The sequence below is a fragment of the uncultured Sulfitobacter sp. genome, from assembly GCF_947499945.1.
Lineage (GTDB): Bacteria > Pseudomonadota > Alphaproteobacteria > Rhodobacterales > Rhodobacteraceae > Sulfitobacter.
Genome location: NZ_CANMQD010000003.1, coordinates 156,066 through 180,971 on the forward strand (window position 1 = coordinate 156,066; position 24,906 = coordinate 180,971).

29 protein-coding genes are annotated in these 24,906 nt (G+C 54.6%); 13 read left to right on the forward strand and 16 right to left on the reverse strand.

Annotation, left to right across the window (positions count from 1 at the left end; genetic code table 11):
- Positions 1–4 precede the first annotated feature (4 nt).
- A complete protein-coding gene (locus Q0775_RS14255; protein ID WP_298862172.1) occupies positions 5–1,357 on the reverse strand; it encodes an aminotransferase class III-fold pyridoxal phosphate-dependent enzyme in 1,353 nt (450 codons plus the stop codon).
- Entirely contained in the window at positions 1,354–2,154 is an 801-nt protein-coding gene (locus Q0775_RS14260; protein ID WP_298862175.1) for an IclR family transcriptional regulator, read from the reverse strand. The genes Q0775_RS14255 and Q0775_RS14260 overlap by 4 nt, the downstream gene beginning before the upstream one ends.
- A gap of 189 nt (positions 2,155–2,343) precedes the next feature.
- Between Q0775_RS14260 and Q0775_RS14265 the strand changes: the two genes are divergently transcribed.
- From Q0775_RS14265 to Q0775_RS14280, 4 genes are all read left to right on the forward strand, one after another.
- Entirely contained in the window at positions 2,344–3,291 is a 948-nt protein-coding gene (locus Q0775_RS14265) for a tripartite tricarboxylate transporter substrate-binding protein (RefSeq protein WP_298862178.1), read from the forward strand.
- A 78-nt stretch (positions 3,292–3,369) separates the two neighbouring features.
- On the forward strand, positions 3,370–3,909 hold the full coding sequence (locus Q0775_RS14270) for a tripartite tricarboxylate transporter TctB family protein (protein ID WP_298862180.1): 540 nt from the start codon (positions 3,370–3,372) through the stop codon (positions 3,907–3,909).
- A gap of 12 nt (positions 3,910–3,921) precedes the next feature.
- Positions 3,922–5,445 carry a tripartite tricarboxylate transporter permease gene (locus Q0775_RS14275; RefSeq protein WP_298862183.1) on the forward strand — a complete coding sequence of 508 codons (1,524 nt, stop codon included), beginning with the start codon at positions 3,922–3,924 and terminating at the stop codon, positions 5,443–5,445.
- Positions 5,446–5,457: 12 nt separating this feature from the next.
- Positions 5,458–6,693, forward strand: coding sequence for a Tm-1-like ATP-binding domain-containing protein (locus Q0775_RS14280; RefSeq protein WP_298862186.1), 1,236 nt, complete (start codon positions 5,458–5,460; stop codon positions 6,691–6,693).
- Here Q0775_RS14280 and Q0775_RS14285 read toward each other — a convergent pair.
- Together Q0775_RS14285 and Q0775_RS14290 are read right to left on the reverse strand one after the other, a co-directional pair.
- The gene (locus Q0775_RS14285; RefSeq protein WP_298862189.1) at positions 6,690–6,890 is read right to left on the reverse strand and encodes a hypothetical protein; all 201 of its coding nucleotides are present in this window, start codon (positions 6,888–6,890) and stop codon (positions 6,690–6,692) included. The genes Q0775_RS14280 and Q0775_RS14285 overlap by 4 nt on opposite strands.
- Positions 6,887–7,087, reverse strand: coding sequence for a LysR substrate-binding domain-containing protein (locus Q0775_RS14290; RefSeq protein ID WP_298862192.1), 201 nt, complete (start codon positions 7,085–7,087; stop codon positions 6,887–6,889). The genes Q0775_RS14285 and Q0775_RS14290 overlap by 4 nt, the downstream gene beginning before the upstream one ends.
- Before the next feature lie 218 nt (positions 7,088–7,305).
- Between Q0775_RS14290 and Q0775_RS14295 the strand changes: the two genes are divergently transcribed.
- From Q0775_RS14295 to Q0775_RS14310, 4 genes are all read left to right on the forward strand, one after another.
- Positions 7,306–7,473: a hypothetical protein gene (locus Q0775_RS14295; protein WP_298862194.1), complete on the forward strand. Its 168-nt coding sequence runs from the start codon at positions 7,306–7,308 to the stop codon at positions 7,471–7,473.
- A gap of 386 nt (positions 7,474–7,859) precedes the next feature.
- On the forward strand, positions 7,860–8,036 hold the full coding sequence (locus Q0775_RS14300) for a hypothetical protein (RefSeq protein WP_298862197.1): 177 nt from the start codon (positions 7,860–7,862) through the stop codon (positions 8,034–8,036).
- Positions 8,037–8,293: 257 nt separating this feature from the next.
- Positions 8,294–8,422, forward strand: a complete 129-nt coding sequence (locus tag Q0775_RS14305; protein ID WP_298862200.1) for a hypothetical protein — start codon at positions 8,294–8,296, stop codon at positions 8,420–8,422.
- Positions 8,423–8,457: 35 nt separating this feature from the next.
- Positions 8,458–8,691: a hypothetical protein gene (locus Q0775_RS14310; protein WP_298862203.1), complete on the forward strand. Its 234-nt coding sequence runs from the start codon at positions 8,458–8,460 to the stop codon at positions 8,689–8,691.
- Between the two features lie 82 nt (positions 8,692–8,773).
- Here Q0775_RS14310 and Q0775_RS14315 read toward each other — a convergent pair whose 3' ends face one another.
- Positions 8,774–10,165 carry an amidase family protein gene (locus Q0775_RS14315; protein WP_298862206.1) on the reverse strand — a complete coding sequence of 464 codons (1,392 nt, stop codon included), beginning with the start codon at positions 10,163–10,165 and terminating at the stop codon, positions 8,774–8,776.
- Between the two features lie 153 nt (positions 10,166–10,318).
- On the opposite strand from Q0775_RS14315, the gene Q0775_RS14320 reads away from it, so the two are divergent.
- The gene (locus tag Q0775_RS14320; RefSeq protein WP_298862209.1) at positions 10,319–10,519 is read left to right on the forward strand and encodes an antibiotic biosynthesis monooxygenase; all 201 of its coding nucleotides are present in this window, start codon (positions 10,319–10,321) and stop codon (positions 10,517–10,519) included.
- A 121-nt stretch (positions 10,520–10,640) separates the two neighbouring features.
- On the opposite strand, the gene Q0775_RS14325 is transcribed toward Q0775_RS14320, so the two are convergent.
- From Q0775_RS14325 to Q0775_RS14340, 4 genes are all read right to left on the reverse strand, one after another.
- Positions 10,641–11,804 (reverse strand): iron-containing alcohol dehydrogenase, encoded by a 1,164-nt coding sequence (locus tag Q0775_RS14325; protein ID WP_298862212.1) that lies wholly within the window; start codon positions 11,802–11,804, stop codon positions 10,641–10,643.
- Positions 11,805–12,182: 378 nt separating this feature from the next.
- Positions 12,183–13,991 (reverse strand): LuxR C-terminal-related transcriptional regulator, encoded by a 1,809-nt coding sequence (locus Q0775_RS14330; protein ID WP_298862215.1) that lies wholly within the window; start codon positions 13,989–13,991, stop codon positions 12,183–12,185.
- Positions 13,992–14,168: 177 nt separating this feature from the next.
- Complete coding sequence (locus Q0775_RS14335; protein WP_298862218.1) at positions 14,169–14,780, reverse strand: LysE family translocator; 612 nt, start codon at positions 14,778–14,780, stop codon at positions 14,169–14,171.
- 15 nt (positions 14,781–14,795) lie between these two features.
- Positions 14,796–15,104: a hypothetical protein gene (locus tag Q0775_RS14340; RefSeq protein WP_298862222.1), complete on the reverse strand. Its 309-nt coding sequence runs from the start codon at positions 15,102–15,104 to the stop codon at positions 14,796–14,798.
- A gap of 218 nt (positions 15,105–15,322) precedes the next feature.
- Here Q0775_RS14340 and Q0775_RS14345 point away from each other — a divergent pair, with 218 nt between their 5' ends.
- The gene (locus tag Q0775_RS14345) at positions 15,323–16,612 is read left to right on the forward strand and encodes a patatin-like phospholipase family protein (protein WP_298862225.1); all 1,290 of its coding nucleotides are present in this window, start codon (positions 15,323–15,325) and stop codon (positions 16,610–16,612) included.
- Positions 16,613–16,752: 140 nt separating this feature from the next.
- Here Q0775_RS14345 and Q0775_RS14350 read toward each other — a convergent pair whose 3' ends face one another.
- Positions 16,753–17,571, reverse strand: a complete 819-nt coding sequence (locus Q0775_RS14350) for a universal stress protein (RefSeq protein WP_298862228.1) — start codon at positions 17,569–17,571, stop codon at positions 16,753–16,755.
- Positions 17,572–18,105: 534 nt separating this feature from the next.
- On the opposite strand from Q0775_RS14350, the gene Q0775_RS14355 reads away from it, so the two are divergent.
- Positions 18,106–18,480 (forward strand): hypothetical protein, encoded by a 375-nt coding sequence (locus tag Q0775_RS14355; RefSeq protein ID WP_298862231.1) that lies wholly within the window; start codon positions 18,106–18,108, stop codon positions 18,478–18,480.
- A 154-nt stretch (positions 18,481–18,634) separates the two neighbouring features.
- Here the strand turns inward: Q0775_RS14355 and Q0775_RS14360 are convergent, their stop codons facing one another.
- Positions 18,635–19,018, reverse strand: coding sequence for a hypothetical protein (locus tag Q0775_RS14360; protein WP_298862234.1), 384 nt, complete (start codon positions 19,016–19,018; stop codon positions 18,635–18,637).
- A gap of 587 nt (positions 19,019–19,605) precedes the next feature.
- Between Q0775_RS14360 and Q0775_RS14365 the strand changes: the two genes are divergently transcribed.
- Positions 19,606–20,046 (forward strand): hypothetical protein, encoded by a 441-nt coding sequence (locus Q0775_RS14365; protein WP_298862237.1) that lies wholly within the window; start codon positions 19,606–19,608, stop codon positions 20,044–20,046.
- A 44-nt stretch (positions 20,047–20,090) separates the two neighbouring features.
- On the opposite strand, the gene Q0775_RS14370 is transcribed toward Q0775_RS14365, so the two are convergent.
- The 5 genes from Q0775_RS14370 to Q0775_RS14390 all read right to left on the reverse strand — a co-directional run bounded on the left by Q0775_RS14370 (position 20,091) and on the right by Q0775_RS14390 (position 23,054).
- Positions 20,091–20,513 carry a transposase gene (locus Q0775_RS14370; RefSeq protein WP_298862240.1) on the reverse strand — a complete coding sequence of 141 codons (423 nt, stop codon included), beginning with the start codon at positions 20,511–20,513 and terminating at the stop codon, positions 20,091–20,093.
- A gap of 336 nt (positions 20,514–20,849) precedes the next feature.
- A complete protein-coding gene (locus Q0775_RS14375; RefSeq protein WP_298862243.1) occupies positions 20,850–21,428 on the reverse strand; it encodes an SCO family protein in 579 nt (192 codons plus the stop codon).
- A complete protein-coding gene (locus Q0775_RS14380; RefSeq protein WP_298862245.1) occupies positions 21,428–21,988 on the reverse strand; it encodes a hypothetical protein in 561 nt (186 codons plus the stop codon). Before Q0775_RS14380 ends, Q0775_RS14375 begins: the two co-directional genes overlap by 1 nt.
- Positions 21,985–22,431 (reverse strand): hypothetical protein, encoded by a 447-nt coding sequence (locus tag Q0775_RS14385; RefSeq protein ID WP_298862249.1) that lies wholly within the window; start codon positions 22,429–22,431, stop codon positions 21,985–21,987. The genes Q0775_RS14380 and Q0775_RS14385 overlap by 4 nt, the downstream gene beginning before the upstream one ends.
- 161 nt (positions 22,432–22,592) lie before the next feature.
- Positions 22,593–23,054, reverse strand: a complete 462-nt coding sequence (locus tag Q0775_RS14390) for a hypothetical protein (RefSeq protein WP_298862252.1) — start codon at positions 23,052–23,054, stop codon at positions 22,593–22,595.
- A 230-nt stretch (positions 23,055–23,284) separates the two neighbouring features.
- On the opposite strand from Q0775_RS14390, the gene Q0775_RS14395 reads away from it, so the two are divergent.
- Entirely contained in the window at positions 23,285–24,169 is an 885-nt protein-coding gene (locus Q0775_RS14395) for a LysR family transcriptional regulator (protein WP_298862255.1), read from the forward strand.
- Positions 24,170–24,906: the final 737 nt, after the last annotated feature.

Genomic DNA, 24,906 nt, shown 5'->3' on the forward strand with positions numbered 1-24,906 from the left:
GACTTCAAGCTTGCGACAAACCATGATCCAGATCGGCCAGAACCTTGGACACATCGGCCTCTTCGATCACCAACGCGGGAGAGATGATCACGTTTGGCCCTGAGACGCGGATCATGGTGCCAGCAGCATATGTCGCTTCATACATCGCATCGATCCGTGATTTATCAAGCGGCGCCTTCTTGTCCTTGTCGCCGATAAGCTCCATCGCGGTCATCAGCCCGACACCACCACGGATATCGCCAATAATTTCATGCTTTTCCTTGAGCGCTTTGAATCCTTCCCACATTTGCGCCCCTCGCGCAGCAGCGTTGTCTTTAACGTTGAGGCGTATGGTTTCCTTGAGGCAGGCGACTGCGGCTGCAGCCCCTACAGGATGGCCGGAATAGGTGTAGCCCGAGCCGATGTTGGCGGCCCCCGTTGTGTCGTTCTCGAAGGCTTCGGCAACCATATCCGAGATCATGACGGCCCCAAAAGGGAAGTAGCCATTGGTTATCGCTTTGGCAGTGGCGATCATATCTGGCTTTACGCCGTAGTGGCGGCACCCCGACCAGCTGCCCAAGCGGCCAAAGGCAGTGATGACTTCATCCAGCAACAGCAGGATACCATGCCGCGAACAAATCTCCCGCACAGCAGGCATGAAGCTGGGGTGCGGCGGGATCACACCACCTGCACCAAGGACAGGCTCCATGATGAACGCAGCAATGGTGTTTGGTCCTTGGAAGTTGATCTCGTCCTCCAGCGCTTGCAAGCAAAGCTGCGCAAGCTTCTCTGGATCCGTTTCGTTGAATGGATTGCGATAGGTGTAGGGGGCGGGGATGTGGTGACAGCCCGCCAATAGCGGCTCGTATTGCGTGCGAAAGTTTGCGTTGCCGTTGATGGATGCGCCGCCCGTATGCGTGCCGTGATAGCCCTTCTTGAGCGACAGGAACTTGGTTCGTCCGCTCTGGCCTCTGATTTTGTGATACTGACGTGCCAGCCGTAGCATAACTTCGATGCTGTCCGAGCCGCCAGAAGTAAAAAAGGACCGCGACAGCCCGTCAGGCTCGAAAAACTCGGCCAGCATATAGCTCAGCTCGATCACTTGGTCATTGGAGGTGCCGCGAAAGGTTGCATAGTAAGGCAACTCGTCAAGCTGGCTTTTTATAGCGTCCTTAACGGCATCATTCGAGAACCCGAGGTTCACGTTCCACAGCCCGCCTACAGCATCAATCGTTTCATGTCCGTCGATGTCGGTGATGCGCACCCCTTTGCCTTTGGTCACAATGCGGGGCGGATTTTTATGCATGTCAGCGGGGTGGGCCATCGCGTGCCACATGTGGCGGGCATTATTAGCCTTGAGGAAGTTTTCGTCTTTCATGTCGCGTGCTCCGATACTGAGGATAGGGGGGCGGGGGCGATCCCGCCAAGTTCGCGGGTGAGCTTGCGCCCTGTGGCAGTCAGTTCTTGTTCAATTTTGCGGGCAAGGGGGGAGTCAAATCGCGAGGCGACAGCAGCCACTGCAATTGCGCCTACGGGGCGACCATTGGCATCGAAAAACGCCACCGCCGTCCCGATTACATCATCTTCATAGGATTGCTCGGCACGGGCAAAGCCTTGGGCGCGAAATTTGGCAAAGAGAGGCTCCAACATTTCGGGTGTAACTGGGGTGTTTTCGGTAAAGCGCTCAAACCGCGAGGAGGCGACAAAGGCCGCGCGCTCGGCTTGTGGCATATGGGCCGCGATGATCATACCCGATGCTGTGGCATGCAGCGGCAGATCAACCGAGGGGTCCATGAATACGCGGGTGGCGCGGTCAGGCTCGTTCACCAGTGCGGTAAGAAGGCGACCCGCAGAGAGCACGGTGGCGTGTGCGGTTTCTTGGGTGCTGTCGCGCAGGGCGTCCACATGCGGCTGCAGGATCGCCAGTAACGGAAAACTGCGTTCACGGATGCGGGCCAAATTGATCGGGGCGAGGCCAAGGCGATAGTGCTTTGACTGCTGGTCTTGCTCTACAAAGCCGTTCCGCTCTAGCGCTGTCATACACCGTAGCGTGGTCGTTTTGTCATATCCTGCAAGGCGGGCAAGCTCGCTCAGCCCCATCTCTGGCCGCTGGAGCGAGAAATGCCGTAGCAAAGACAGTGCCTTGTCGACAGTGCTCATGACGGGTTTCGACATATCTTTAGCAAACTCCAATGTGGGGTGGTGAAGAGGTGCTTCACAGGGACGTTGACAGATAGAATTCACCTGTGCAAACTATATGTACCGACGGTAACAATAGTGAACCAGTAACGTCAAGCTGGGAAACTCATGCGTCACCGAAGCGATATTATAAGGGGTCAAAAGACCCTCATCAGGGAGAAGAAGATGAAGAACGTCACCAAGGCCATTCTGGCTACTACTACAGCGCTTGCGCTGTTTGCAGCCCCCATCGCGGCAGTTGCCGAATACCCCGAAAAGCCTGTCTCGTTCGTTGTGCCATGGCCTCCCGGTGATCTTGAGGATGTGCTGACGCGGATGATCGCCGAGGATTTCCAGACCAAATACGGTGTTCCAGCAGCAGTTGTGAACAAGCCCGGCGGCGGCGGCGGCCCATTCCCTGGTGCGGTTGAAGTGGCAGTGGCCCCTGCGGACGGCTATACCATCGGTTCGTTTATCATCGCGGTGCCTGTTGTCGGCCCGAATATCGGCATTCCCGAACTGAGCCCTGATCCGTTCGAGCCGCTTGGCACCTTCCTTACGTACCCCTTTGTGATCGTTGCAGGCAAAGATGCGCCTTATGACGACATGGCGGGCTTGGCCGCACATGCCAAGGGAAACGAAGTCGCACTTGGCCATTTCGGTGCGCCATTGGTGCCGACGCAGGTGACCAAGGCATTGGCCAAAAAGATGGGCTTTTCCTATGCCTCGGATGCGGCATTCGACGCGCTGGATTGCAATACGCTGGCCTCGGGTGATGTGGACGTGATCAACACGACACTGCAACTGGTTCTGCCCTGCTTGGACGATGTAAAAGTGCTGGCCTCCATCGGTGGCGAGCGCATCAGCCTTACTCCTGACACGCCAACAGTGGCCGAGCTTGCGCCAGACTTGAACGTATCGCTTTGGAACGGATTGTTTGTGCACAAAGACACCCCTGCAGACGTGCGTGAAAAAATTATCGCAGTTGCCTCTGAGACAATGATGTCCGAGCGCGCACAGGCATTGGCTGCCGAGACGGGTGCGCTGGTCTATTGGTCCGATGCCGAAGCGAGCAAAACGCTGATCGCACAGGACATCGAGACGATGGGTGCCATCGGCGCCATGCTCGAATAAGTCAAACCGCAGCGCCGCTTTGTTCAAAGGCGGCTCTGCTTTTAATCCCCGATCCATTTTTTTAAAAAAGGTCATGCCATGACCCGTCTCAAAGGGCTACAAGAGCTCTTCAAACGCTACAGGCGTCCGGGTGATATTGTTTTTGCTTGGGCATTTCTGGCGTTCTCGCTGTTTCTGCTGAGCCAGCTTGGCAGTCAGGCGCCGTGGAAATCGGGCGGCAAAACCTTCACGCAGCCAGCATTCTGGCCGACGGTGTCTATCGCTCTTATGGCCTTCTTTGCTGCGTTGCATTTGATCTCTTCCGCCTTGTCGCCCCGCATCAACGGCCGCTGGACCGAGGTCTGGGACTGGGTCCGATCTGTCGAATATGCAGGCTGGTTCATGGCCTATGTCTACACCGTGCCGCAGTTAGGCTACCTTGCGACATCAATGATCTTTGGCGTGCTGTTGGCGGCGCGTGCGGGATACCGCGATCCGAAAATTTTGATGAGTATGGCGGCCATGGGTGCCACGATTGTGGTGCTGTTCAAATCCTTCCTACAGGTCAAAATCCCCGGTGGGGCGATCTATGAGATGCTGCCGACCACGCTGCGCTCTTTCATGCTCACCTATTTCTGAGAGATCTGGATAATGGATGTTTTCTCCTCCGCTGTGACGCTGTTATTGGATTGGCAGGTGCTGCTGGCGCTGCTGGTCGGTTCCATTGGCGGGGTGATTATTGGCGCCATTCCCGGTGTCGGGGCGGCTGTTGCGATCGCGATTCTACTACCAGCGACATTTGCGCTGCCGCCCTTGGTAGGTTTGGTGATGCTGCTGGGGATATATGGCTCCAGCATGTATGGCGGTGCGTTGCCTGCGGTGCTGATCAACACGCCCGGCACGGCGGTGAATGCCCTGACCACTTATGACGGCTATCCCATGACCCAAAAAGGTGAGGCGCGGCGCGCTGTGGCGCTTGCCTATTCCGCGTCCTTTTTTGGGGGTGTTTTCTCGATCCTGTGTTTGATGCTGCTGGCCCCACTGCTGGCAAAGATTGCGCCGCATTTCGGCTCGCGCGAAATATTCCTCGCTGCGTTGTTGGGGATTATCCTTGTGGTGCTGGCCCACCGCGGCCAGATTTTTGCGGCTGGCATGCTCGCGGCCTTTGGTATCTTTCTTCAAACAGTCGGGCTTGAGCCGATCACTTATTCGCGTCAGTTCACCTTTGGGCAAACATGGCTCACCTCTGGGGTAGATCTCATCGTGGTGGTGCTGGGCCTCTTCGCGCTGAGCCAAGCGTTCTTGCTGCTTACCCAACCAGACGAGCGCCCCAAGCTGACATCAATAGAAGGCTCCATGTTGTCAGGGCTGAAGGAGCTATGGCTCTATAAACGTGTGGCGACCGTCTCTTCCAGCTTTGGCGTGCTCATGGGCATGATCCCCGGTGTGGGGGAATTCACGGCACAATTTATGTCCTACACCTATGCGCAAAAGACGTCCAAAACGCCCGAACTCTTTGGGAAAGGCGCGCCCGAAGGGCTGATCGCCTCCGAAGCGGCAAACAATGCCGTGCCTGCTGCCGCGATGATCCCGCTTTTGGCGCTTGGTATTCCGGGGGAGGCGCTGACGGCGATGATGCTCTCGGTCTTTTATGTGCACGATGTGATCCCCGGTCCGCAGCTTTTCCAGAACGACATGCCCTTTGTCATGGCGTTGTATCTGGCGTTGCTGGTGCTTAATATTATCGTGCTGGTGTTCTTGATGTTCTCTACCAACAGGCTGACCAAGATGATCGAACTGCCCACGCGATTGATCGGTGTGACGATCCTGCTGCTGGGGTTCGTTGGTGTCTATAGCCTGCGCAATTCCATCACTGATTGCGCGATTGCGGCGGGGTTTGGTGTTTTCGGTGTAGTCCTCAAGCGGCTGAACCTGCCGATTGTGCCGATCATCCTCGGCATGGTTCTGGGCGGGATCATGGAGACAAAGCTGCGCTCGGCCATGCCACGGGTCAAAAACCCGCTGGACATGATTGAGCGGCCCATTGCGATGGTGATATTCGCGATGATCCTTCTGGTGATCGCTTTGCATATCCGCACCCTCATCAAAGAGGCGCGCAACCCGCCGCAAGACGTAGATAGCGACATTCACCCCACCCAGGGTGGTAGCCAGTAACGGAAGAAACCCATGACCAAAACAATCCTCGTGATCGGAACATACGACACCAAAGACGAAGAGCTTCACTATGTTGCCGAGCGGATCGAGGCGATGGGTGGCAAGGTTGTCTCAATGGATGTGAGCGTGCTGGGCGATCCGTCCAAGCCGACTGATTGGTCCAAGCATCAAGTTGCCGAGGCAGGTGAATCCTCGATCAGGGAGGCCATCGACAGCGGTGACGAGAATACGGCGATGCAAATTATGGCGCGGGGAGCTGCACTGCTCACATCGCAGTTGCATGCGCAGGGTAAGATGGACGGCATGATTGTGCTGGGCGGCACTATGGGCACCGATCTGGCACTCGATTGTGCGCAGGCCTTGCCAATGGGGGTGCCGAAATATGTCGTCTCCACTGTCAGCTTTTCACCGATTATCCCGACAGAGCGCCTCAGCCCCGATATTCAGATGATCCTCTGGGCAGGTGGGCTTTATGGCTTGAATCCAATCTGTAGATCCTCCTTGTCTCAGGCGGCGGGTGCCGTGCTGGGTGCTGCAATGGCGGTGGAGAAGCCAGTCTCGACTCGCCCTGTGATCGGGATGACCTCACTGGGGTCGTCCTGCCTGAAGTACATGAAACTGCTGCGCGATCCGCTGCATGAGCGCGGGTTTGACGTTGCTGTGTTCCACGCCACGGGCATGGGCGGCATGGCGTTTGAAGCGCTGGCACGTCAGGGGCAGTTTGCCGCTGTTATGGATTTCTCACTGCAAGAGTTGAGCAATCTGGTGGGTGGCTCTGTTGTACACTCGGGCGCTGATCGCCTCACAGGGGCAGGGGCGGCTGGGGTACCGCAGCTTGTCGCGGCGGGCTGCGCAGATTTAATTGATTTTGCCGGTTGGCAGGATATTCCTGTGCAGTACGATGACCGCCCGTTCCATGCTCACAACCGCTTGATCAAATCTGCCGCCCTATCAGGGGACGAACGGCGCGGTGTCGTGCGCGCGATGGCTGAGCGGTTGGCAGGGGCCAAGGGGCCTGTGCATGTGCTGATGCCGCGCCAAGGTATTGAGGAGTGGGACAAGGAGGGCGGTCCCGCACATGATCCCGATGCCTTGGCCGCGATGGTGGACGAGATGGAGAAATCTGTGAAAGCGCCAACCAAGCTGACGATGCTCGACTGTCACATCAACGACCCGGCTTTTGCTGATGCGGCGCTGGCAGTTCTTGATGGATGGATCACCGACGGGACGGTGAAAGCTGCGATTTAGCGCTTGGCGAATGCAGGGTGCGCTGCGGCCGCAATGCGCACAAACTCTGCACTCGCTTCCAGCTTTTCGGACGGGGCTGAGGACTTGCGCCAGATGATCCCGACCGTGTGTTTGCGGTGCGGTGCACTCATAGGTGCGATGTGTACTGTGGCTGGGCGTGTTTCGACCAACACTGCCATTTCAGAAACCAGCGTCACGCCAATACCCGCACCATCGCCTCGTCAAACAGGGCCACTTCAGCAAAGGCGGGCTCGGACGCGGGGAGGGCGGCGAAGGCGCAATCAAGCTTGCCATCGTTTAACGCCTCGATCAGTTTGTAGGTCATTGTCTCTTGCACAAGTAGGTCAACTTCGGGGGGCGCAGCGGTGATATGGCCGATGACACTAGGCAGCAATTAGGGCGGGATTGTCCCAATGATCCCGATGCGCAGACGTGTGAAGATGCTGCCGCCAGCGCTGCCGTCCGTATTCGAGAGAGCCTGTGCCGCGCGCAAAATCTGTCTTGCCGCGGCGCGAACTGCCCCCCGACCAGTGTAAGGTGGTCCTGACAGGCACTGCGCTCGAACAACTGTAGTTCTAGGGTACTTTCTTAGGTGGCGAACAGGACGGCTGCTTGATGGGCTTTGGCGCGGGTAAGCAGACCGCAAACACTGCACGCTCCAACCGTGACAGTTGGCTCAACCAGTTTGATCTGGATGCGGTGAAATTCAACATCTATGCCCTGATAAACGACAGCAAGGATTGGTGGCCAGCAGACTTCGGCCACCACGGTCCGTTCTAAATCCGCATGGCTTGGCCCTCAGCAGGAACCTACCGTAAAGCTGATGGTCGCGCCGGTTCCAGCATCGCTGTGTGCCGCTGAACTCTTGGTCTGACAACGGCAACTTTGACAAAGAACGCCGCCTTTTGTGGTCCCTCTAATAGAAATATGGCAACAAGATTTTATGGGCCGACCTGATGACCCTCGCGGACAATTGTGCGCGTGAAAATATGGAGTGCGGGACATTCGGCCATGCCGACTGGCGTGAGGACATCTGCGAGCGGGAGGAAATATTTATTGGAGTCCCGAGCAAATCTGGCTCGAAGAATCCGGCGGCAAGAACACGCACTACACAGGTGAGCGTGATCTGGAAAACCCGCTGTCCGCTGTCCGAACGGGTCTGATCTATGGTAACTCCGAGGGGCCGGACATTTTGCTATCTCGGAATGGAAGTGCCGAGCAACGAGCTGATCTGGCAGAATTCGATCCTGACATCGGATCATTCGTTGGTGGACTACGCCGACGTGGCGGAACTGAAAAAGCAGGTTCTCGCTTCTGGCCACTGCAAAACCGAGCTGGTTTAGACGGCTCGGTCTTCGGCCTCTACCTTTTGTGGATCTGACAGGCTTAGCGGTACTAATGGTGCACGTATTCGTCTGGTGCCGATGACGGACTGGGGGTTAACCCGCTTGTCACAGCTGGCAAAGGGTCTCGACAAGCTGAAAGCGGTCTACGCAGGTTTGGGACAGATGTGGAAATCATTGATGTGCTCAAGCTGCAGGTTGACGGGTTCCGCAACTAGGGCTGGCGTGAGTTCAACGTACCTGCAGAGGAGTTGCTGATGGATCAGGCACAGCTGCTGACGCTTACAGCGCTAGAGATGACTTTGCTGGTTGGCGGCTTACGCTCCTTGGTGCCGATTATGTTGGTACAAGCCACGGCGTCTGGACGGACAAGCCCGGCACGCTGAGCGATGACTTCTTCCGTGCACTCATGGAAATGGGTGTGACGTGGAAAGCCGCGACAGAGACACAGAAGGTGTTCGAGGCACGCGAAACGACCACGGGTGAAGTCAAGCGCACAGGCACACGCGGTGATCTGGTCTTTGGCTCCAACAGCCAGCTGCGCGCCTTGGCCAAAGTAAATGCCGCTGACGATGTCAAAGCGCTGTTCGTGGATCAGATCGTAAAGGCGTGGGTCAAAGTGATGGAGCTGGACCGCCTTGATCTGGCCGCTTAAGGATAGCATTAAACGCTAAAACAATAGGCCGCCTTTTGAGTTCAAAGGGCGACCTATTTGTTTTCACATCTTGCGGTTGCGGTTAGGGCGTTGCCACTTCAACAGGTGCGCCAGCGGCCTCTATATCTCGGCCTGCGTAGATGAGGATGTCCTCCCTGAACCGCCCCGCAATAAGCTGAACACCCACTGGGATATTTCCTGCGAACCCTGTTGCGACTGCAAGCCCTGGCAGGCCGATGACGGGCAAGGCGCGTTGGGTTAGCTGCGCCTCCATAATCGCCTCGAACGCCTCGGGGGAGGATACGTCTTGTTGTTGTGCAAACGGCAGCATGCCTGACACGGGGCAGATCACCACGGGGTAGTCTTGGGTGAAAAGCTGCCATGCGCGGATCAGACCGGCACGGTCCTGAAAAGCGGCGAGCATTCCCTCGACACCTACAGCCTCGATACGGCCTTTCATCTGCGCGTAGACGAATTGCGAATCCGCTTCATTCTCTTGCGCCACCATTGCTTCGGCCCCGATGCGCATTTCGGTCATCCACAACTGCTCATTTATCAGCGCAGCGCGGCGCATGGGCGGGCAGGGTACTTCGTCCACTTGCCAGCCTGCGGCACGCAACCGATCTGCCGCGTCGCACAGGGCATGCTCCACTTCCAGAGTGACAGGCATTCCGTCGGGCGCAATGCAAAGTGCTGCGCGTTTCGGGAAATCGCCCGACCCATAGGGCGCGGGCACCCACCACGGATCGCGCAGATCTTCGGCGGACATCGCCATCAGCGACACTTCGATATCGGAGATAGAACGCGCAATCGGCCCAGAGACAGCCATAATCTGCGCCCCGACATGGCGGTCGGGACCAGAGGCGTTATAGGTGGGGATGCGCCCGAATGTGGGCCGCAACCCGTGCAAGCCGCAGGCGTAGGCGGGATAGCGGATCGAGCCTGCAATGTCTGTGCCGTGACCGATGGCACAAATGCCACTGGCCACCGCTGCTGACGCGCCACCGGACGAGCCGCCCGGTGTTACCGTGCGATCGCGGGGGTTAAGTGTCTGGCCGTGCAAGTCATTCTTGGTGAACCAGCGCAGCGAGAAGGCGGGCGTATTAGTGCGCCCCACAATCACGCCACCTGCCTCGCGGATATTGGCAACCACGGGATTATCGTTCTGCGCGATCAGATCTTTTTGCAGCTTAAGGCCGTTGGTGGTGGCGTGGCCCTTTTGATCAACATTGACCTTTGTCGTGACAGGCACGCCGCACAGTGGGCCAGGGTCAATCCCTTGGGCAATCTGTGCATCGACGGCGCGTGCGGCAGTCAATGCTTCGTCGGGAAACTCCTGCACAACTGCGTTGATCGCACCGTTCACTTCATCAAGCCGCGCCAAGTGGGCCTCGGTTACTTCAACGGCGGACAGATGTTTGTTTCGAACAGCCTGAGCTATCTCGGTTGCAGACATGCGCCATAGGTCAGCCATAATACCTCCTGCATTTGCTTTGAGAAGAGTGTGACAGCAAGAGTGCGAGACGTCCAATACGAACCGTGCGGGGAAGGGTATAGACCCGTTGTGGGCAGGCTCATATGGCGCTAGCCTCCGGCGGAAGTACACCTCCAGAACAGGAAATAGATCATGTCCACAGTCCACGTCGTTGCCGTCATCACAGCAAAAGCAGGCCAGCGTGCTGCACTGCTGGAAGAGTTTCAGGCCAATGTACCTGCCGTTTTGGCCGAAGACGGCTGCATCGCCTATGCGGCCACCATCGATACCGCAAACGCAGGGCCGATGCAGGCACAGTTCGGGGAAGATACGTTTGTGGTGATCGAGCAATAGGAAAGCACGGAGGCGCTTGGAGCGCATGCGCGCAGCCCATATGAAGGACTATGGCGCGCGGACAAAGGACATGGTGGCAGACCGCGCCATCCATATCCTGTCGCCCGTCTAAGGCGCCGACCTACCAGATCTCATGGTACAGCTGTATGATTTCCTGCTGGCTTGGCACGCGCGGATTGTTGTCGGGCGAGCCTGAGGCGAGCGCTTGGGCGGCCATAGTCGTGAGCATCTCGTCTGTCGCAGCGTGCCCAAGGTCACTCGGGCTTGGTACTTTGAGATCAGCATTCAGTATTGTCAGGTTTTCGACAAGGCGTGCACAGGCGCTTGCATCTGTTTCTGCTGCCGTGGCCCAGCCCATGACGCGGGCACAGGTGGCATAACGTTCGGGGGCGGCACCGACTGAAAATTCGGTAATGCGGGGCAGTAGCATCGCATTGGACAAGCCATGTGCGACGTGAAAATGTGCTCCAATCGGGCGGCTCATCCCGTGTACCAATGCGACAGAGGCGTTGGAAAAGGCCATTCCCGCCTGTGATGCAGCCAACATGAGCGCACTGCGAGCGGTGGCGTTATGAGGGTCTTCGCAGGCTAGCCGCACATTTTCAGCAATCGCGGGCATCGCAGCCAGCGCAAAAGCATCGGCATAAGCAAAAGCCTTTCTGCTCACATAGGCCTCAATCGCGTGGGTAAGGCTGTCTACTGCAGTATCTGCCGTGATCCTCCACGGCTTGCTCACCGTGAACGTCCAGTCGATAAGCGCAGCCGTAGCCACACAAGCGAGACCCGAGAGGTTGTATTTCTCGGTTTGAACAGTGTCGGTGATCACGCACCAGCGCGTCAGCTCTGATCCCGTGCCGCCAGTTGTAGGAATCAGAATCACAGGCGGGCCACAGCGGTCAATCTGGTAGGGCGCTTTATAGTCGCGGACATGCCCGGGGTTGACGCTCATGAAGCTAATGGCTTTTGCTGTGTCCATCGGACTGCCGCCGCCAAGGCCGATGATGCAGTCGAAGTCACCAGCACGGTAGGCTGCCAATCCTTCATCCACACATGTATCCGTGGGGTCCTCTACCACCTTGTCAAAAATGCTCCAGCTGATGCTATGACAATCGAGCACATCCGTTACAGTCTGAACGTGGCCCAGGGCCACAAGTGCCTCATCTGTAACGATCAGGGGGCGCGACAGACCAAGCTGTCCCAAAACTTCTCCCGTTTCGCGCGCAACACCGCCGCCAATGCGAATGACACGGGGGGACTGCACACGTCCAATACTATTCAGATGCATAAGAATTCTCCCCCTTGGCGAATGAATGGTCGCTCTTAAAACCAGTCACTGACCAACACAGAGTACGCGCCGCGCCCAAAAGAGTAAATCAATGCAAACCAGTCTGACGATCATGACACTCACTGCACCATACCAACCACCAGCTGCTCAGGCGGAAACGTCCGACCGCTCAAATCCGCCAGCGTTTAACTGAGCATGAAGAAATCTGCGGAGCATTGATGTCTTTCCCAGCTTGGTTCAAATACCGCCAATCCTGGCTCTCCCCAGAACATTTGATTGAGAGGTCCAGACACGATTAACTCAGAATATTTTATTCCATCTGGCGGAAGCAGTATTGTGCAGCGGGGCTGGATATACACTGATCCTCGGATTGACTGTCTACGTAGGTGTTGTTGGAGCACCATCGGCCGCTATTACTTTTTTAGCCGCATCAGCAAGCTTGGGGATCACCGTGTCGAAATGTTGATAGATCAGCAGTTGACCCGCTTCCGGAATGATCTCGATTTCGATCCACGGGTAGGTTTCGCGATATTCAGCGATGGTTACAACGTCGGTGGAGGGGTCGTCGTTGCCGTTGATAAAGGAAGTTGGCACATCCTTCGCACGTAACATGAGGTGAGACCAGTCGGCTTCGGTCTCAAGAAGTTCCATCGCATACGCCTGTGATACATCGGTTCCCTTTCCTGCGATAAGGTCAGCATTTGCGATTAGAATGGAGACGATTTCGGGATCATTCAGTAACGCAATATCTGCCGCAGAGCGTTGGTTCATCGTGCGAAACATCTCGACGGGGCCAACCCGCTTCGACATCGCAATTGCCGCCTTTGCAGTGAATCTAAGCAAGTGTGGCGCGTGGCGTGCTGTTGACAAAAAGAAGCGATGCCATTTTCCCATGCCTGCATAGTGGCGGTCCCCCGGCAGAAAGGGGCGGCCGCAAATAGCAATGATCTCACTGATGAATTCGGGGTGATGCACCGCCATATCTACAGCAAACAAGAGGTCATTGCCCTGCGGTACATAGGGTAGTCTGGCGATGCCCAGATGGTTGAGCAGATGGCGGGTATCGGCGCGGCATGTTGCGAGCACATCAGCCTTGGGATGCAATGGATCGCTTTGACCGTACCCGGCCCGAATAGGGACGATCACCCGCAGCCCGTGCTTGATCGCCAACCGCAACATGGGAGCATGCCACCGCGCCATCCCATAGCCCATATGGGAAAACAGAATGGGCGCGTCGCCTGCAAGGCCCATGTCATGGTAATCTAATTTGCGCCCATCAGGGAGAATAAACGTTTTCAAGGGTTTGTAAGCTTCGGTCTGTAGCCAGTCACCATGCGGACGCTGCGAGATCTTTGTCGTAGAGGTGATCCGGTCGCCTGACGCGGGTTGGGCCACATCCCGAAGCGACAGGACCAACCGGATAACTTCGGACTGGCTACGTGCATTCATTTTGGAGAGGATCGATTTGATCTGGCTACGGACAGTACCTTCCGATGTGCCGCGCCCCGCTGCGATGGTTTTTGCGTCCAGCCCTTCGACCAAAGCCCTCACAACCCCTTGTTCGGCAGCAGTGAGATCAAATACTTCTTCGAGGATTTGCCCCAGTGCTGCCTTCCAGTGGTATTGGGTTGTGACGACCAATGCATGACGCATGCTGGAGGGCGCGGCATCTGGCAAAAGCCGTATCTGAAACAGGGCCGGACCGCGTTGTTCTGGCATATCCAGACGTAACATAAGGTCGGTACGGCCAGTGTTGGTAAACAAGTCGCCAAGGGATTTTCCTAAATCCTCCTTTACGTGGGGCGGCAAGGGCAGTGCTGCCAGTGCTGTCCCATCGGTGATCTGGAATGCTTCTCGGGCGCCATCATTGCTAGCGACAACTACCATGTGTTGATCCACGATAAAGGCTGCCAGACTGTCAAAGGGCGCCATTATCTCAGTCAGGTCAGGTCCTTTGTCGGCGTTTGATCCGCGCGTGAGGAACGTATCGGCCCGCTCGAGATGGGCAATATAGGCCTGATCGAATGCATCGATGGATTTGATTGTTTTGCGCGCAGCATCCGCATCAAGCCCTGCGTCATTCCATGCACCAATGAAGGTGTCGAGCGTTTTGGGATCAAGGGCAATATCATAGAGTTGGTCAACGATTTTATCGGCATCAATTTCCGATGGCAAACCAGTTTTCATTGTCTAATTCCAATTTTTTTGTGCATTCCGCACAATGAGATAATTGTCAGAGAGAATTTGAAATACGTATTAAAAGTGTGTGTCTGTAGCACAATGGTATCACATCAAAGGGCCACAGACACACTAGTTATCAGCTGGACCATTGGAAGAGGTCTGTCCAGCCGATGGGGTGCGCGATCATGCCAAGGCTAACCAACCGCCAACCGACACCAGCAAGGTTGCAAGCGAGCGATTCAGGATTTGCATGGAGCGGGGTGAGCGGGCCAAGCGGCGCAACGGGGCAGCAAATGCGACGATGATCACGGCGCCTGCAAAGAGAGACAGAAATGTCGTTACCGAAATGATCAGAAAGTCGGGCATTTTGATCAGGGTTATGTCCATCATCTCTGGCAAGACCAGCGGGAACAGGATCATCATATAGGGTGAAATAAAGCAGGTGACCGTTCCCGCTAAGACGGATGAGAGGGGCGAACGACGCGGCGCATCGCAGCCACCGCTCATATCAAAGCCGCCCTTCCAGATGCCGTAAGCCAGCCATGTCATATAGGCTATCATGACGTATTTGCTGTAGTCCAGCACCTCGGGTATCGCAGTGAGCCATGCGCTTAGTCCAAAGCAGACGGCGGATATGATCGCTACGCCACCAATGGCATATCCTGCTGCAAAACCGACAGCACCCGCTACGTCATTGCTGGCCGAGCGAACCATCAACATTAATACCACTGGACCAGGTGCCAAAGTAATCGCAACCAAAGTCATAAAATACGAGAGCATATCCAAGGTGTTCATCTCAATTTCTCCGTTTCAAATTGTTGTTGTTGGTGCGGAAGGCTGGCGCGCTGGAATACTGCGATACAGCCGCAGGCATAGACCGATCAGACCAATGAAGATCCAGCTGCCCTGAATAAGGGCCGAGGCGAGGTTGAACTCAGCGATCAGGCTGATCCCCACAAGGCAGGCCGCCAGAATGTTCAGCAGGGTAAAATGCGTCTGGTTGCCGTCCATGAGATCAAGCTGCACCGCGCCAAACGCGCCGATGTAGCAGATGAAACCAGCGACCCCGACTGCCTCGTAAGGTCCAAGTTGCCAAAGATACTGAAAAAATACGTCCATTTGAAAATCCTTTGATGTGATAATCAAAGGTATAGAAACGCGCCCAACATGCGGCATCTCCCATATTGGGGATGGCGGTACGATTGGTTCCCTAAGGTAAGGTATTCCATACCATCGACCGCAAATACACGTTGCCATCGCATCCGAGGCACGCCACCCTTGGTGTGAACACTCGCCATGGGGTCGCGGGCGGCAGGTTGAGAAAGGTGTCGGCAGGCATGGGATTATTTCTTGCAGGGATGACAGCGTTAGCGGTCATCATTCTTCTGGCAGCGGTTATTTACGGTTTTATCGTGCCGCTAAAGGTGCATTTCAGAACCGATTTGGCGGACACACGCGGCTCTCTTGCAGAGCAAGGCGATAAGCCTTTTGTGGGGCTCGCCCTGTCGGGCGGCGGGGCACGTGCTGCGGTCTTTGCTGCGGCGGGAATGGAGGCCCTTCACAAGCGGGGGATGCTGGATCAAATTACTCATGTGTCGAGCGTCAGCGGTGGCGGGTTCGCCGCGTCTTACCTCGCGCTACATCCGGTCGAAACGGATGCAAGAGCCTATTTCAAACGGATGCAATCTGTCATGGCGCATGACTTTTTTTGGGATGTGCAGATGAACCAACTGCGCAGGCCGTCACGGGCCTTTAGCCCGTCGCGGAGACTTGTATCGCTTCAAGACGCGTTGAACCGACAGGATTTTCTGGATGGCGCAGTTTTCGGCCATCTGCCCAAGGATCGTACCTTTTTCTTCAACAGCGTCAGCTATGACACGGGCCGCCGCTTTGTTTTTTCCAACGGCACGCTGCCGCCTCACGATGCCGATGACACGGTTGCTTTGCCATCGGCCTTGCGGTCTTTGTCTTTCTCGGGGGGCGAGAACTTGCGTGCTACGCCAAACGAGGTTCCATTGTCTCTTGCGGTTGCAACTTCTGCCGCCTTTCCGCCCTACCTCGGACCCACCACGATCCAGATTGAGGGCCGCAATGCACAGGCCGATGAATACTGGCACCTTGGCGATGGCGGTGTTGTAGAAAACACAGGCATCGAAACTCTGCGGGAGGCGATTTATGCCCGTGGCGACAAGCGACAAGCGGTGATTTATGTATTTAATGCGGGGCAGAGACTGAACAGTGAATTGTCCCGAAAATCCGCAGACATCAGCATCTGGAGCCGTGAAGTCACGCGACTGGTTGACGTCTTGCTCGAATACGCAACTGCCCATCGTGAAACGATGTCGGCCGAACTGGACGCGAAAAACGGGATGGATATTCGGGTCATCGAATTTGACTATCTTGCCATCAGCAAGGCCGCAGCGAGTGGGGCGCCAGCCTTTGCACATTGGTTAACATGGGATGGCTGGTATTACTCTACCCACGCAGACAGAATGGCAAGCAAAACCCCCGCAGAACACTTGGTGAAGGTGCCAACAGCTCTCAAAATCACAGCATGCGACAGACAGTTGGTCGCGCAAGCGGCGGCAGATCTGGTCGCACAGCACTTCGATCCTGTAAGAAGTTAGCGAATATCGGGATCGAAGCGGGAAGGGCAGGTGGCACTACCATAAGCCTTTTGTACACGCCTTCCCTCAAGATCATCCGCCACGCGCGAATATCGGCTCGTCGGGCAACGCTCATTGTCGCTTTAGTTTCCTACCCATAATCAGTGCGACATCAAGACAGGGACGTTCATGCCTTCAAGAACATCTGTCGTGACACCTCCAAAAACATCATGCGCAAATTTGGAGTGCTCATAGGCTCCCATCACTATCAGATCAGCACCAATGTCCTGAGCTGTGACAAGGATTGTATTGCCGATACTGCCGGTTTTTGAACTCTGTAAATGGTCTGTTCTGATACCATGATGGCGCAAATTCTGGATCAAGCGATCTGTTCCCGCAGGGGTTTTTGCCCCGATCGTAAGAACGGTCACTTTGCCTTTTTCCTCCAGCATGGGCATAGCGTCACCAATAGCACGCGCAGCCGCCCGTTTGCCGTCCCAAGCGACGAGAACATGGGTGGACAGCCCTGGCGCATCATACTCTTTTGGAACAATAAGAACGGGGCGTCCCGATTGCAGCGCGATCAAATCGGGGCTGGCAGACATATGCTCCTCATCCCGCGCAGTCGTATGCGGCGCTGTGACGACCAGATCGAATGTACGCGAAAAACTGGCAACTGTGCCACCGTCCTCATCTATTACATCAAGGAAATCAGAGCGATGGCTACGGTTGTTGCGCGCAACTTCTTTTGCAAAGGTATCCTTGGCGTCAGCAATCTCTTTTCTCTCATTTTCCTTGAGCAGAGCGAAAACTTCGGAGGGCATCTGTCCTGCGAACAATCTTAGGACGTGGGATTTTCCATGCCCGACAATCCCTGTCAGCCAGGCATCATGATGGTTGGCTATTTTGAGCGCATGTTTGAGAGGGCGTTGCGCAGAACTCCAACCAGAGTAGGCGACTAAGATAGTTTTCACTGACATTGTATTGCGATCTCCAATAAATTGCGAGTTGAGCGGCCCGAACATCTTAATACCCCGCCGCGTTGTGCAAGCGCTTGATGGGGGCGGCAGGGCTGGCCATGCTGTATTCAGAATAGCAAAAAGCGATTGATATGTCTTGCAGACAGTTTCTTCTGAGTTTGTTTTTGCGCAATGTTAACCAAAATAGTTCAAGTAAAAACTGGACGATATTGAGTTTGAGAAACAACAAGGCAACAAGTTTGAAAGAGGCTTGGTGTTGCTATTCAATCCTTGGCTATTTCGATTTTCGGCTTGGATATGGCGATCTCTTTTGATCGGCACTGACCTTGGTTAAACCTCATCGTATTTCAGTTGACGGGCCGTGTTTGAAAAGGGGGTCCTACCTATACTTCCTTTAGCTAAACGCTTTTTGCCACGGACATGAATTTCGCTGACTCTTGCTTCAAACCTGCACTGCTTGTCTGTGATCAGACGGAGCCTTGTCGTCGATGTAGCAATCGGCATTCCTAGGATGAGTAAAAAGGTGAGGGCAGGATGAAGGTCAATCTAATGCGCGTGATCGACAAGCCTCTTCTGGACGCTGTGTGTTTGTATGTGCGTCACCCTCTCAAGGTCATCAATTGGCACAAGCGCAAAATGCTGGCGCGACGGATACCAAAAACACCGGAAGCTGGTTTGTGCCCTTTCGGCTCACCTTACCCAATGATCAGGGTTCATCCCTCGAACAGCCATACCGCGCAAGGGGCTAACACCTTGTCAAAGGTTCAGGGCGATCCACGAAATAACTATGGTTTGTTTGCAGGCCTGAATGGCAGTACCGTACGCCAAGGCAGGGGGCAGAGAAAAGCCGAATTCTATGGTCACATGCACTCCTCAATTGGCAGCAGCCCACCAGCCGCGGTTCGTTGACAGAACACTGAATCCACCAAGCACGATTAGAAGCTGCAAAGAGGAACTCGGTTCAAGCTGGATCCTGTTCAATTTTCGGGGCGAAGCTCAGTTGCACGGAATTTGACGGCAGTTTCGTTCAGCGGTGGTTTGCCAGAGAACTGGGGTCATTTGCTCAAAGGCATAGATATCCAAGCCTTCCTGATCGCATTCGGTCAACATTATCGTCAAATTCGCCGTTGTCGATGCTAGTGACATCATCGTCTCGCAGACTTCTGTCATTCCGTTTGAGCTTGCGCCAATACACAACGCGAAACCCCCGCACATTTTTCTTCACAATCGCATCGGGAATGACATAGCGGTGCAGGCACTCGGTGGTGGTACGTTTATAATCACAGCCAGTGGCGACATTGTCATTTTTGCAAATATCACCTCCTTTGCCCGAACTGTGGTTGATCTCATTTCCGCTTAAATGCCATTGCGCTTGCTTGTGTCGGTCCGGAGAATAAAGAGGCGCTATTGGCACTGCTGAAAGTACATTTCTTGTTTTTTTGATCAATTACATTGCTTAACCTGTTATTTCCGAGACGGATTTGTGCTTTTTGCATAGCAGGGCTCTCTTTTTGTATCACTGATACAAGTGTGAACCTGTGGGCGTTTCAAGTTCAGCAGCCACGGTTTGTGGAAGTGATGGCCGCGACATTACCTCCACTGATCAACCGCAAACAGTGATCCAGAACCGCTCGGAAATGGGTTAATTTTATCGATTGCGCCGATGCCGCGCAGTTCATGGAGTGCCAAAATCAGCCGTTTGCTTAAGAAGGGCCAGTGCAATCCGTGCCGAATTGCCAGCCACGCCTGATGATGTTGTTGCCGTTCGAAATTCAAACGGTTGAAGGAGAGTCTCATGGGTTTGTGATGCTCCGACCGCTGCCGCCTATTTCTTGAGAAAAGACTGCTTTGGGTGCAGAATTCGAAACGTAGTATGCGCAAGCAGTGCCGCATGGGCCGCGCGACGGAGTTGGTGTTTGCGCTCGCGACAGGCGTGACGCTTGTGCTGAGGGGGAGGCGCAGGCACAGCAGCGATATTGGGGTGGTGTAACAAACGACGCTTATGGAGTGGAGTCAAACTGGGAAGTCGGTGCTGTGCCGACTTCAACCTCAACAGTAAACTCCGGTAAACCAGCGGGCAGCAGGACTGTCGATCTAGGCGGCCCGCAGTCTGTTCGAACTGTGACAGTACAAGCTGTCACAATCGTCACTGGGATTGACGGAGGTACATTTAACTTCAATCCCTTAGGGTCAAGCCGATTGTTCTATGCAGCACCCTCCAGCCCTGTTTTGGGCAGTACGCTGGATATGACTCAGAACGGGGTATTCTTGTATGTCGTCGCAGAGACCAACATGACTATTGCAGGTGATCCCACCATATCGACGAGGGAAGCGTTTGTAGCCGATTTGTGCCGTGATACCCGCAAGACTGGCAAACGTGCCACACGGTTCTCCGAGCAGGTCCCGCCAGCATTGCGCAGGTTATCTGTCAGCTTTTCTTATCCATGGACCTTGCCACGATCCGTCCACGGCTGATGGATCAGTTCTGTCTGGCGTGCATCTGAGAGCGCTAGCTGGCCTTACGGTTCTTTAAGCCATGCGGAAAACCCGCTGAAATGAACGCACATCATTCGGCACATTGACCGAACAGAAAACTCTGCGCGGTGAGGCTCAATAAACGCGTACCCCACTGAGACTCTCGCGCGAAGTACGCTCGCGTCATTGTCCTTGGACCAATGGCGGACGATTTGCGCCCTTTTTAAGATAGTGCGTTGCTCGGTCACCCGCGCCAGTGCGCGCTTCAGCCGCCTTATCTCAGCAACTTGATCCAAAACCTCAGTATTTACATGCGGTGACTTCGAAAACTGAGCCTTCCAAGTGTATTGCGACATCGTGCTGATACCCAGACGCTCAGCCATTGCGCTGACAGCATAAGTACGCTCAATAATCTGCGCTACAAGGTCCTGCTTAAACTTGTCCGCAAGCCGAATTCTTTTGTTCATATCCCGCTCTCCTTGGTTCCAAAATCACCAAGCAAACCGTCTACAAATCGAGCGGCACCTCAAAGCTCGCATGCGCGCTTCGCGTTCTGCTCGTAGAAGACTATGATGAACCGGAGTTTGAGCGACTGATACGCCCGCTCGACTGAACTTAGGTTTTTTCCGCAGAGCCGACCTTGAAGGCCGTACAGCGCGGCATGATCATGTCTGAAATCATCGGGTTATCGCTTGCAGCTCATATTTCGAAATTTCCGTGATGCAGCGACTGTCTGCCTTTACAGTAGAGCCGCCGGACATGCTTGGAAGCAGCTCAACAGACGTCTTTCACGGCCGTCATCCTTAGGGCAGTAGATATTTGCGGACGATATCGGCTACTTGGTCTACGCCAAGGATCGGAGGGATCAATGTCAGGATGTCACCTTTCCCATCAAGCAGATGAATGAACGACCCATGCGCGTAGATCCAGCCGAGTTCAGGATCCTGAAACAAGGGCGTAATTTCCACTGAATAGGCTTCATATGCTCGTGCGAGTGCAGGTGCCCCTCCCGTCAGGCCGATGTAATCGGGGTGCAAGGCAGCAAGAGGCGTTGCCATCGTATCCACACGGTCCTGCTCTGGCGCAATCGTGATCATCACAGGCGTCACCTCAATCCCGTCAGCCGCCAACGCGTCAGTGACCTGAGCCATCATCGGCATGGCAGCGGTACAGATGTCGGGGCAATTAATATAGCCAAAGAACACCAGTTGCGCCCGCGCATCAGGGTCAGCTTGGGTCCGTGTGTTGCCATATTGGTCGATCAACTCATAGTCGCCACCCAAGGCGAGCGGGAAAGGCTCCTTGGCCAAAACTGCATTGGGCGAGGCCAAGAAAACCATCCCGAACGATGCGAGCCGTAGCGCATCAGACACCCTGATCATCAGAAGTTCTCGGCGATGTATGCAGCATCAGCTTCCTGACCCAGCCCAAGATAGCCTTCGCGCGCTATGATCTCGTTGATCCGAGGGTCGCGCCGAAACCACGGACCTTTACCTGCGGCATCGGGGTTGGCCTTTGCCCACTCCTTGGTCCATTGGTTGGCTTTGTTGACCGTACCGTCCGCCGTGGTCACCGTCTGAACGAGATAGAGATTTTTTGCGTTCAGATCGGGGTCGTCGATCAACAAGCCATCAACAGTTACGGTCTGGCCGCAATAGGGCAACAAATCCGTGGCGGCACCCGTAAACGCTGGCTGGTTGTTTTTGAGCGGGAACACCATCACATCGTCGGTCGTGCGCAGCAGACCCATCTGCCGCGTGCCATCGCCACAGTTTTCGGGGCAATCACCCGTCAGTTTGCACAGCACATCGACCACTTCGGCCTCAAAACGCGCTGGCACTTCAGCATAAAGGTTCCACGACTTCGCCTCCGACCCTTCGGAGAAATCCTGCGCCGCGAGCGGGGTGGCGATAAGGGCCATCAAAGCAATAAAATGTTTCATTTGTTTGGGTCCGGTATCGAGAAGGGAGGGATGTTGCCGTAGTCTTCGTGGGTGCGGTTCTGGATATCCAGATCAGACACAACGTCGGCCACAATGAGGTAGTTGAGCCCGTCACGCTCATAGAGCATTCCATCGACCTCGACCGTATGCGCAGCCATGCTCAGCGCCGTATCGCCACCATTTGCACTGCTGTCGCCCGGCAATTTAAGAACCATGTAGACTGTACCATCATCGGCCAGCACGCCAACAGGAATACCCCCAGCGCTGCACCACAATGCGCAGGTATGATGCGCACTGCCTACGACTGCATCTGGCCCGCCCATGACACCGGAATAATAACACCATGTATCAATGATTTCCCCTTTGACCTGCACGCGTGTGCCTTCAGCTGCCAAAGCAGGAAGCGCAAAACATGACAGCAGTAAACTGAGTAAAAGTCGCATCTAAGTCTCCTTTTGTATTGTGAGTGAGCGTATCATCACAGCCTACAGTACACAATTCGCCCCGTCCGCCATCACGTGCTGTGAATAAAACAGACAGGCTTGGGGCCTGCCTATTTCAGTATTTTGTTCGACAAGGCGCCGTGGCCTTGCGCGAAGATGCTTCAACCCTCTTCAGGCGCCTCTTGTGGATGTGTGATCCCAACGCTTTCAAAATGCTCGGAATGGCGGGGGAACTTGACCGTTCCATCAACAATGCCGGAGAACACTGTTGGCCAATTGTCTTCAGCGCGGACACGTTTGGCTGTCACATCAGAAAAGAAGTTATGCTTGGTGCCATTGGCCCAGAACAGGTGCAGCGAGCCATCAATTACCGCCCAACCATTCACAAAGTCCACATCAGCAGCATAGCCTTTGGAAACCGCGTTTGCGCACCACCTAATGTACCTTTGCTCATATTTTTCGGGCTTACTTGCGATAAAGTAGGATATGACATCAAAGCCGTCCATCGCCAATCCATCTGAGGTGGTATTCAATTGCTCTGATGCTTGCGCGCTATTTGCCAACAAACCAATAGCAAGTACAAAAGCAGCAAAAGTCTGTTCCAATTTCGAGATAATATACATGCTTCCATATCCCCTGCGCTTGCAATTGGTATTAAATCCGTCGCGGCGGTGCTTGGTCAAGGCAGACTGACTGCTCCGCGTCTCAGGTCCTAGGCTAGGCACGAAAACCTTGATTGAGAAATACAAATTGCGCCCTCTGGCATAGCCAAAAGGTATGGCAACTTGCAAAGTTTAGAAATTCTGCTTGGATATCAGCGAACTCAGCCCCACACTTTAGAAGGCTCGTACCAATGCAGCTCTACCAAATACGCTACTTCCTGACGATCTGTGAAACACAGAATGTCACACACGCAGCGCAAAAATGTAATGTTTCGCAACCCTCTATGAGCCGCGGCATCCGCAAGTTGGAAGAGGAATTGGGCGGTGAGTTATTCTCGAGAGATGCAAGTGGCGTCCGCCTTACGCCGTTTGGTGAGGAGATGAAGCCATACTTTAGGGACATGCTGGCCTTGGAAGATGAGTTGGTCGAGCGTGCAAAATCCCGTAGGGTTGAGCGGGGTTCGACCCTGAAGGTCGGGATTATGAATACCTTGGGAACAAGCCTGCTTCAGCCATTTCTGGAGAAGCTGATCAAGGTCTGTGCAAACACCGAGCTGACCTTCGTCGCTCCAACTGGTGTAGAGCTAATTGAACAGATGGAGAATGGCGCGTTGGACCTTTGCCTTTCTGGCTACTTTCACCTTCCAAAGTCCGCAGAAGCCCATCATTTATACGACGAAAAATATCTTGTATCGTTTGCAAAAGGGCACCGTTTTGAGGCGATGAAGTCCGTCTCCATCCACGAGTTGGAGGCAGAGCCATACGTCCGCCGCCTTGGGTGTGAGTTGCTGACGACACTGTCGGACATCCTTCCGGGTGGGTATCATCCCGCCGTTGATGTTCGGTTCGCAAGCAGACATGAAAACATGGTGCAAACGATGATTTTGGCAGGTGTCGGATGTTCTATTCACCCCGAAACCATGCCCATCAGCGATGGCATATTTCAAAGACCCCTCACCGAAGACGCGCTGCACCGCACGGTCCATCTTCTGGTGAACCGCAAAAGCCCCAGCCAAGCATTGATAAGGCGCATCGTGCATATGGCACAAACGCATGAAGGGTTTCAGTTAAGGTGAAGTCGCGGCATCAGTTGAACTGATCCTCCTACTGATCCACCTCTATCCAAGCGAGCCTCGTCCGTTCCTATCGGCATTAGATTTCTTGCTTGCGTCATGCAGCACGAAAGACTTGGCCCAGTCTCGGTTGCGGCGCTCTGAGTTGCCACGCATCTTAGCCAGTCGCAGATTGCGTTTGTGGCCTTATCTATGACGCCAGTAACATTAGCCCAAAGAATTTTGCGTTCACTTGCGGTTCGGTTGGGCGCAGCGCAATTCGACCATGAACGCAACGGCTGGAAATCTTATCAGTATTGGCGTTGCATGCTCCTCGTCATAAAGTAACATGCCAATACCTACTATTTGTATGGTATCATCAATAGTCCGGTTTGTCCGGCGCAGCAGACTATGAAGCATTCTGCCACAGAAGTCCGCAGTGACCCCATTTTACTAGATGCTGGGGTATTTACGTACTGTCTATTCTCGGCAGACGGTTAAAACGTGTCAAAATCAAACCGAGCTTTGCTCAGGCTTTGTGTCACAAGAGTTTCCGGTGATTTTTATGATCCGTCGGTTACTTTCAAAACGACCGTTTGTAGCGGCCTTTTTAACATCGCGTATAAGTGCCAGACTGCATTTGCGCAGATAAGTCTTCGCAGCCGTATCATCGATAGTTTTGTTTCGGAGACCACCTCCGCAGGTCTAGAATTGTATGTGAAAAATCCGAGAACGCCCTTTAAAGTGTCGCAGTATCATCC

Bases quoted from the DNA above. Each gene is read 5' to 3' on its own strand.
- Q0775_RS14255 (WP_298862172.1), bottom strand. From the start codon at position 1,357: ATGAAAGACGAAAACTTCCTCAAGGCTAATAATGCCCGCCACATGTGG.
- Q0775_RS14260 (WP_298862175.1), bottom strand. From the start codon at position 2,154: ATGTCGAAACCCGTCATGAGCACTGTCGACAAGGCACTGTCTTTGCTA.
- Q0775_RS14265 (WP_298862178.1), top strand. From the start codon at position 2,344: ATGAAGAACGTCACCAAGGCCATTCTGGCTACTACTACAGCGCTTGCG.
- Q0775_RS14270 (WP_298862180.1), top strand. From the start codon at position 3,370: ATGACCCGTCTCAAAGGGCTACAAGAGCTCTTCAAACGCTACAGGCGT.
- Q0775_RS14275 (WP_298862183.1), top strand. From the start codon at position 3,922: ATGGATGTTTTCTCCTCCGCTGTGACGCTGTTATTGGATTGGCAGGTG.
- Q0775_RS14280 (WP_298862186.1), top strand. From the start codon at position 5,458: ATGACCAAAACAATCCTCGTGATCGGAACATACGACACCAAAGACGAA.
- Q0775_RS14300 (WP_298862197.1), top strand. From the start codon at position 7,860: ATGGTAACTCCGAGGGGCCGGACATTTTGCTATCTCGGAATGGAAGTG.
- Q0775_RS14305 (WP_298862200.1), top strand. From the start codon at position 8,294: ATGGATCAGGCACAGCTGCTGACGCTTACAGCGCTAGAGATGACTTTG.
- Q0775_RS14315 (WP_298862206.1), bottom strand. From the start codon at position 10,165: ATGGCTGACCTATGGCGCATGTCTGCAACCGAGATAGCTCAGGCTGTT.
- Q0775_RS14320 (WP_298862209.1), top strand. From the start codon at position 10,319: ATGTCCACAGTCCACGTCGTTGCCGTCATCACAGCAAAAGCAGGCCAG.
- Q0775_RS14325 (WP_298862212.1), bottom strand. From the start codon at position 11,804: ATGCATCTGAATAGTATTGGACGTGTGCAGTCCCCCCGTGTCATTCGC.
- Q0775_RS14330 (WP_298862215.1), bottom strand. From the start codon at position 13,991: ATGAAAACTGGTTTGCCATCGGAAATTGATGCCGATAAAATCGTTGAC.
- Q0775_RS14335 (WP_298862218.1), bottom strand. From the start codon at position 14,780: ATGAACACCTTGGATATGCTCTCGTATTTTATGACTTTGGTTGCGATT.
- Q0775_RS14340 (WP_298862222.1), bottom strand. From the start codon at position 15,104: ATGGACGTATTTTTTCAGTATCTTTGGCAACTTGGACCTTACGAGGCA.
- Q0775_RS14345 (WP_298862225.1), top strand. From the start codon at position 15,323: ATGGGATTATTTCTTGCAGGGATGACAGCGTTAGCGGTCATCATTCTT.
- Q0775_RS14350 (WP_298862228.1), bottom strand. From the start codon at position 17,571: ATGTCAGTGAAAACTATCTTAGTCGCCTACTCTGGTTGGAGTTCTGCG.
- Q0775_RS14355 (WP_298862231.1), top strand. From the start codon at position 18,106: ATGAAGGTCAATCTAATGCGCGTGATCGACAAGCCTCTTCTGGACGCT.
- Q0775_RS14370 (WP_298862240.1), bottom strand. From the start codon at position 20,513: ATGAACAAAAGAATTCGGCTTGCGGACAAGTTTAAGCAGGACCTTGTA.
- Q0775_RS14375 (WP_298862243.1), bottom strand. From the start codon at position 21,428: ATGATCAGGGTGTCTGATGCGCTACGGCTCGCATCGTTCGGGATGGTT.
- Q0775_RS14380 (WP_298862245.1), bottom strand. From the start codon at position 21,988: ATGAAACATTTTATTGCTTTGATGGCCCTTATCGCCACCCCGCTCGCG.
- Q0775_RS14385 (WP_298862249.1), bottom strand. From the start codon at position 22,431: ATGCGACTTTTACTCAGTTTACTGCTGTCATGTTTTGCGCTTCCTGCT.
- Q0775_RS14390 (WP_298862252.1), bottom strand. From the start codon at position 23,054: ATGTATATTATCTCGAAATTGGAACAGACTTTTGCTGCTTTTGTACTT.
- Q0775_RS14395 (WP_298862255.1), top strand. From the start codon at position 23,285: ATGCAGCTCTACCAAATACGCTACTTCCTGACGATCTGTGAAACACAG.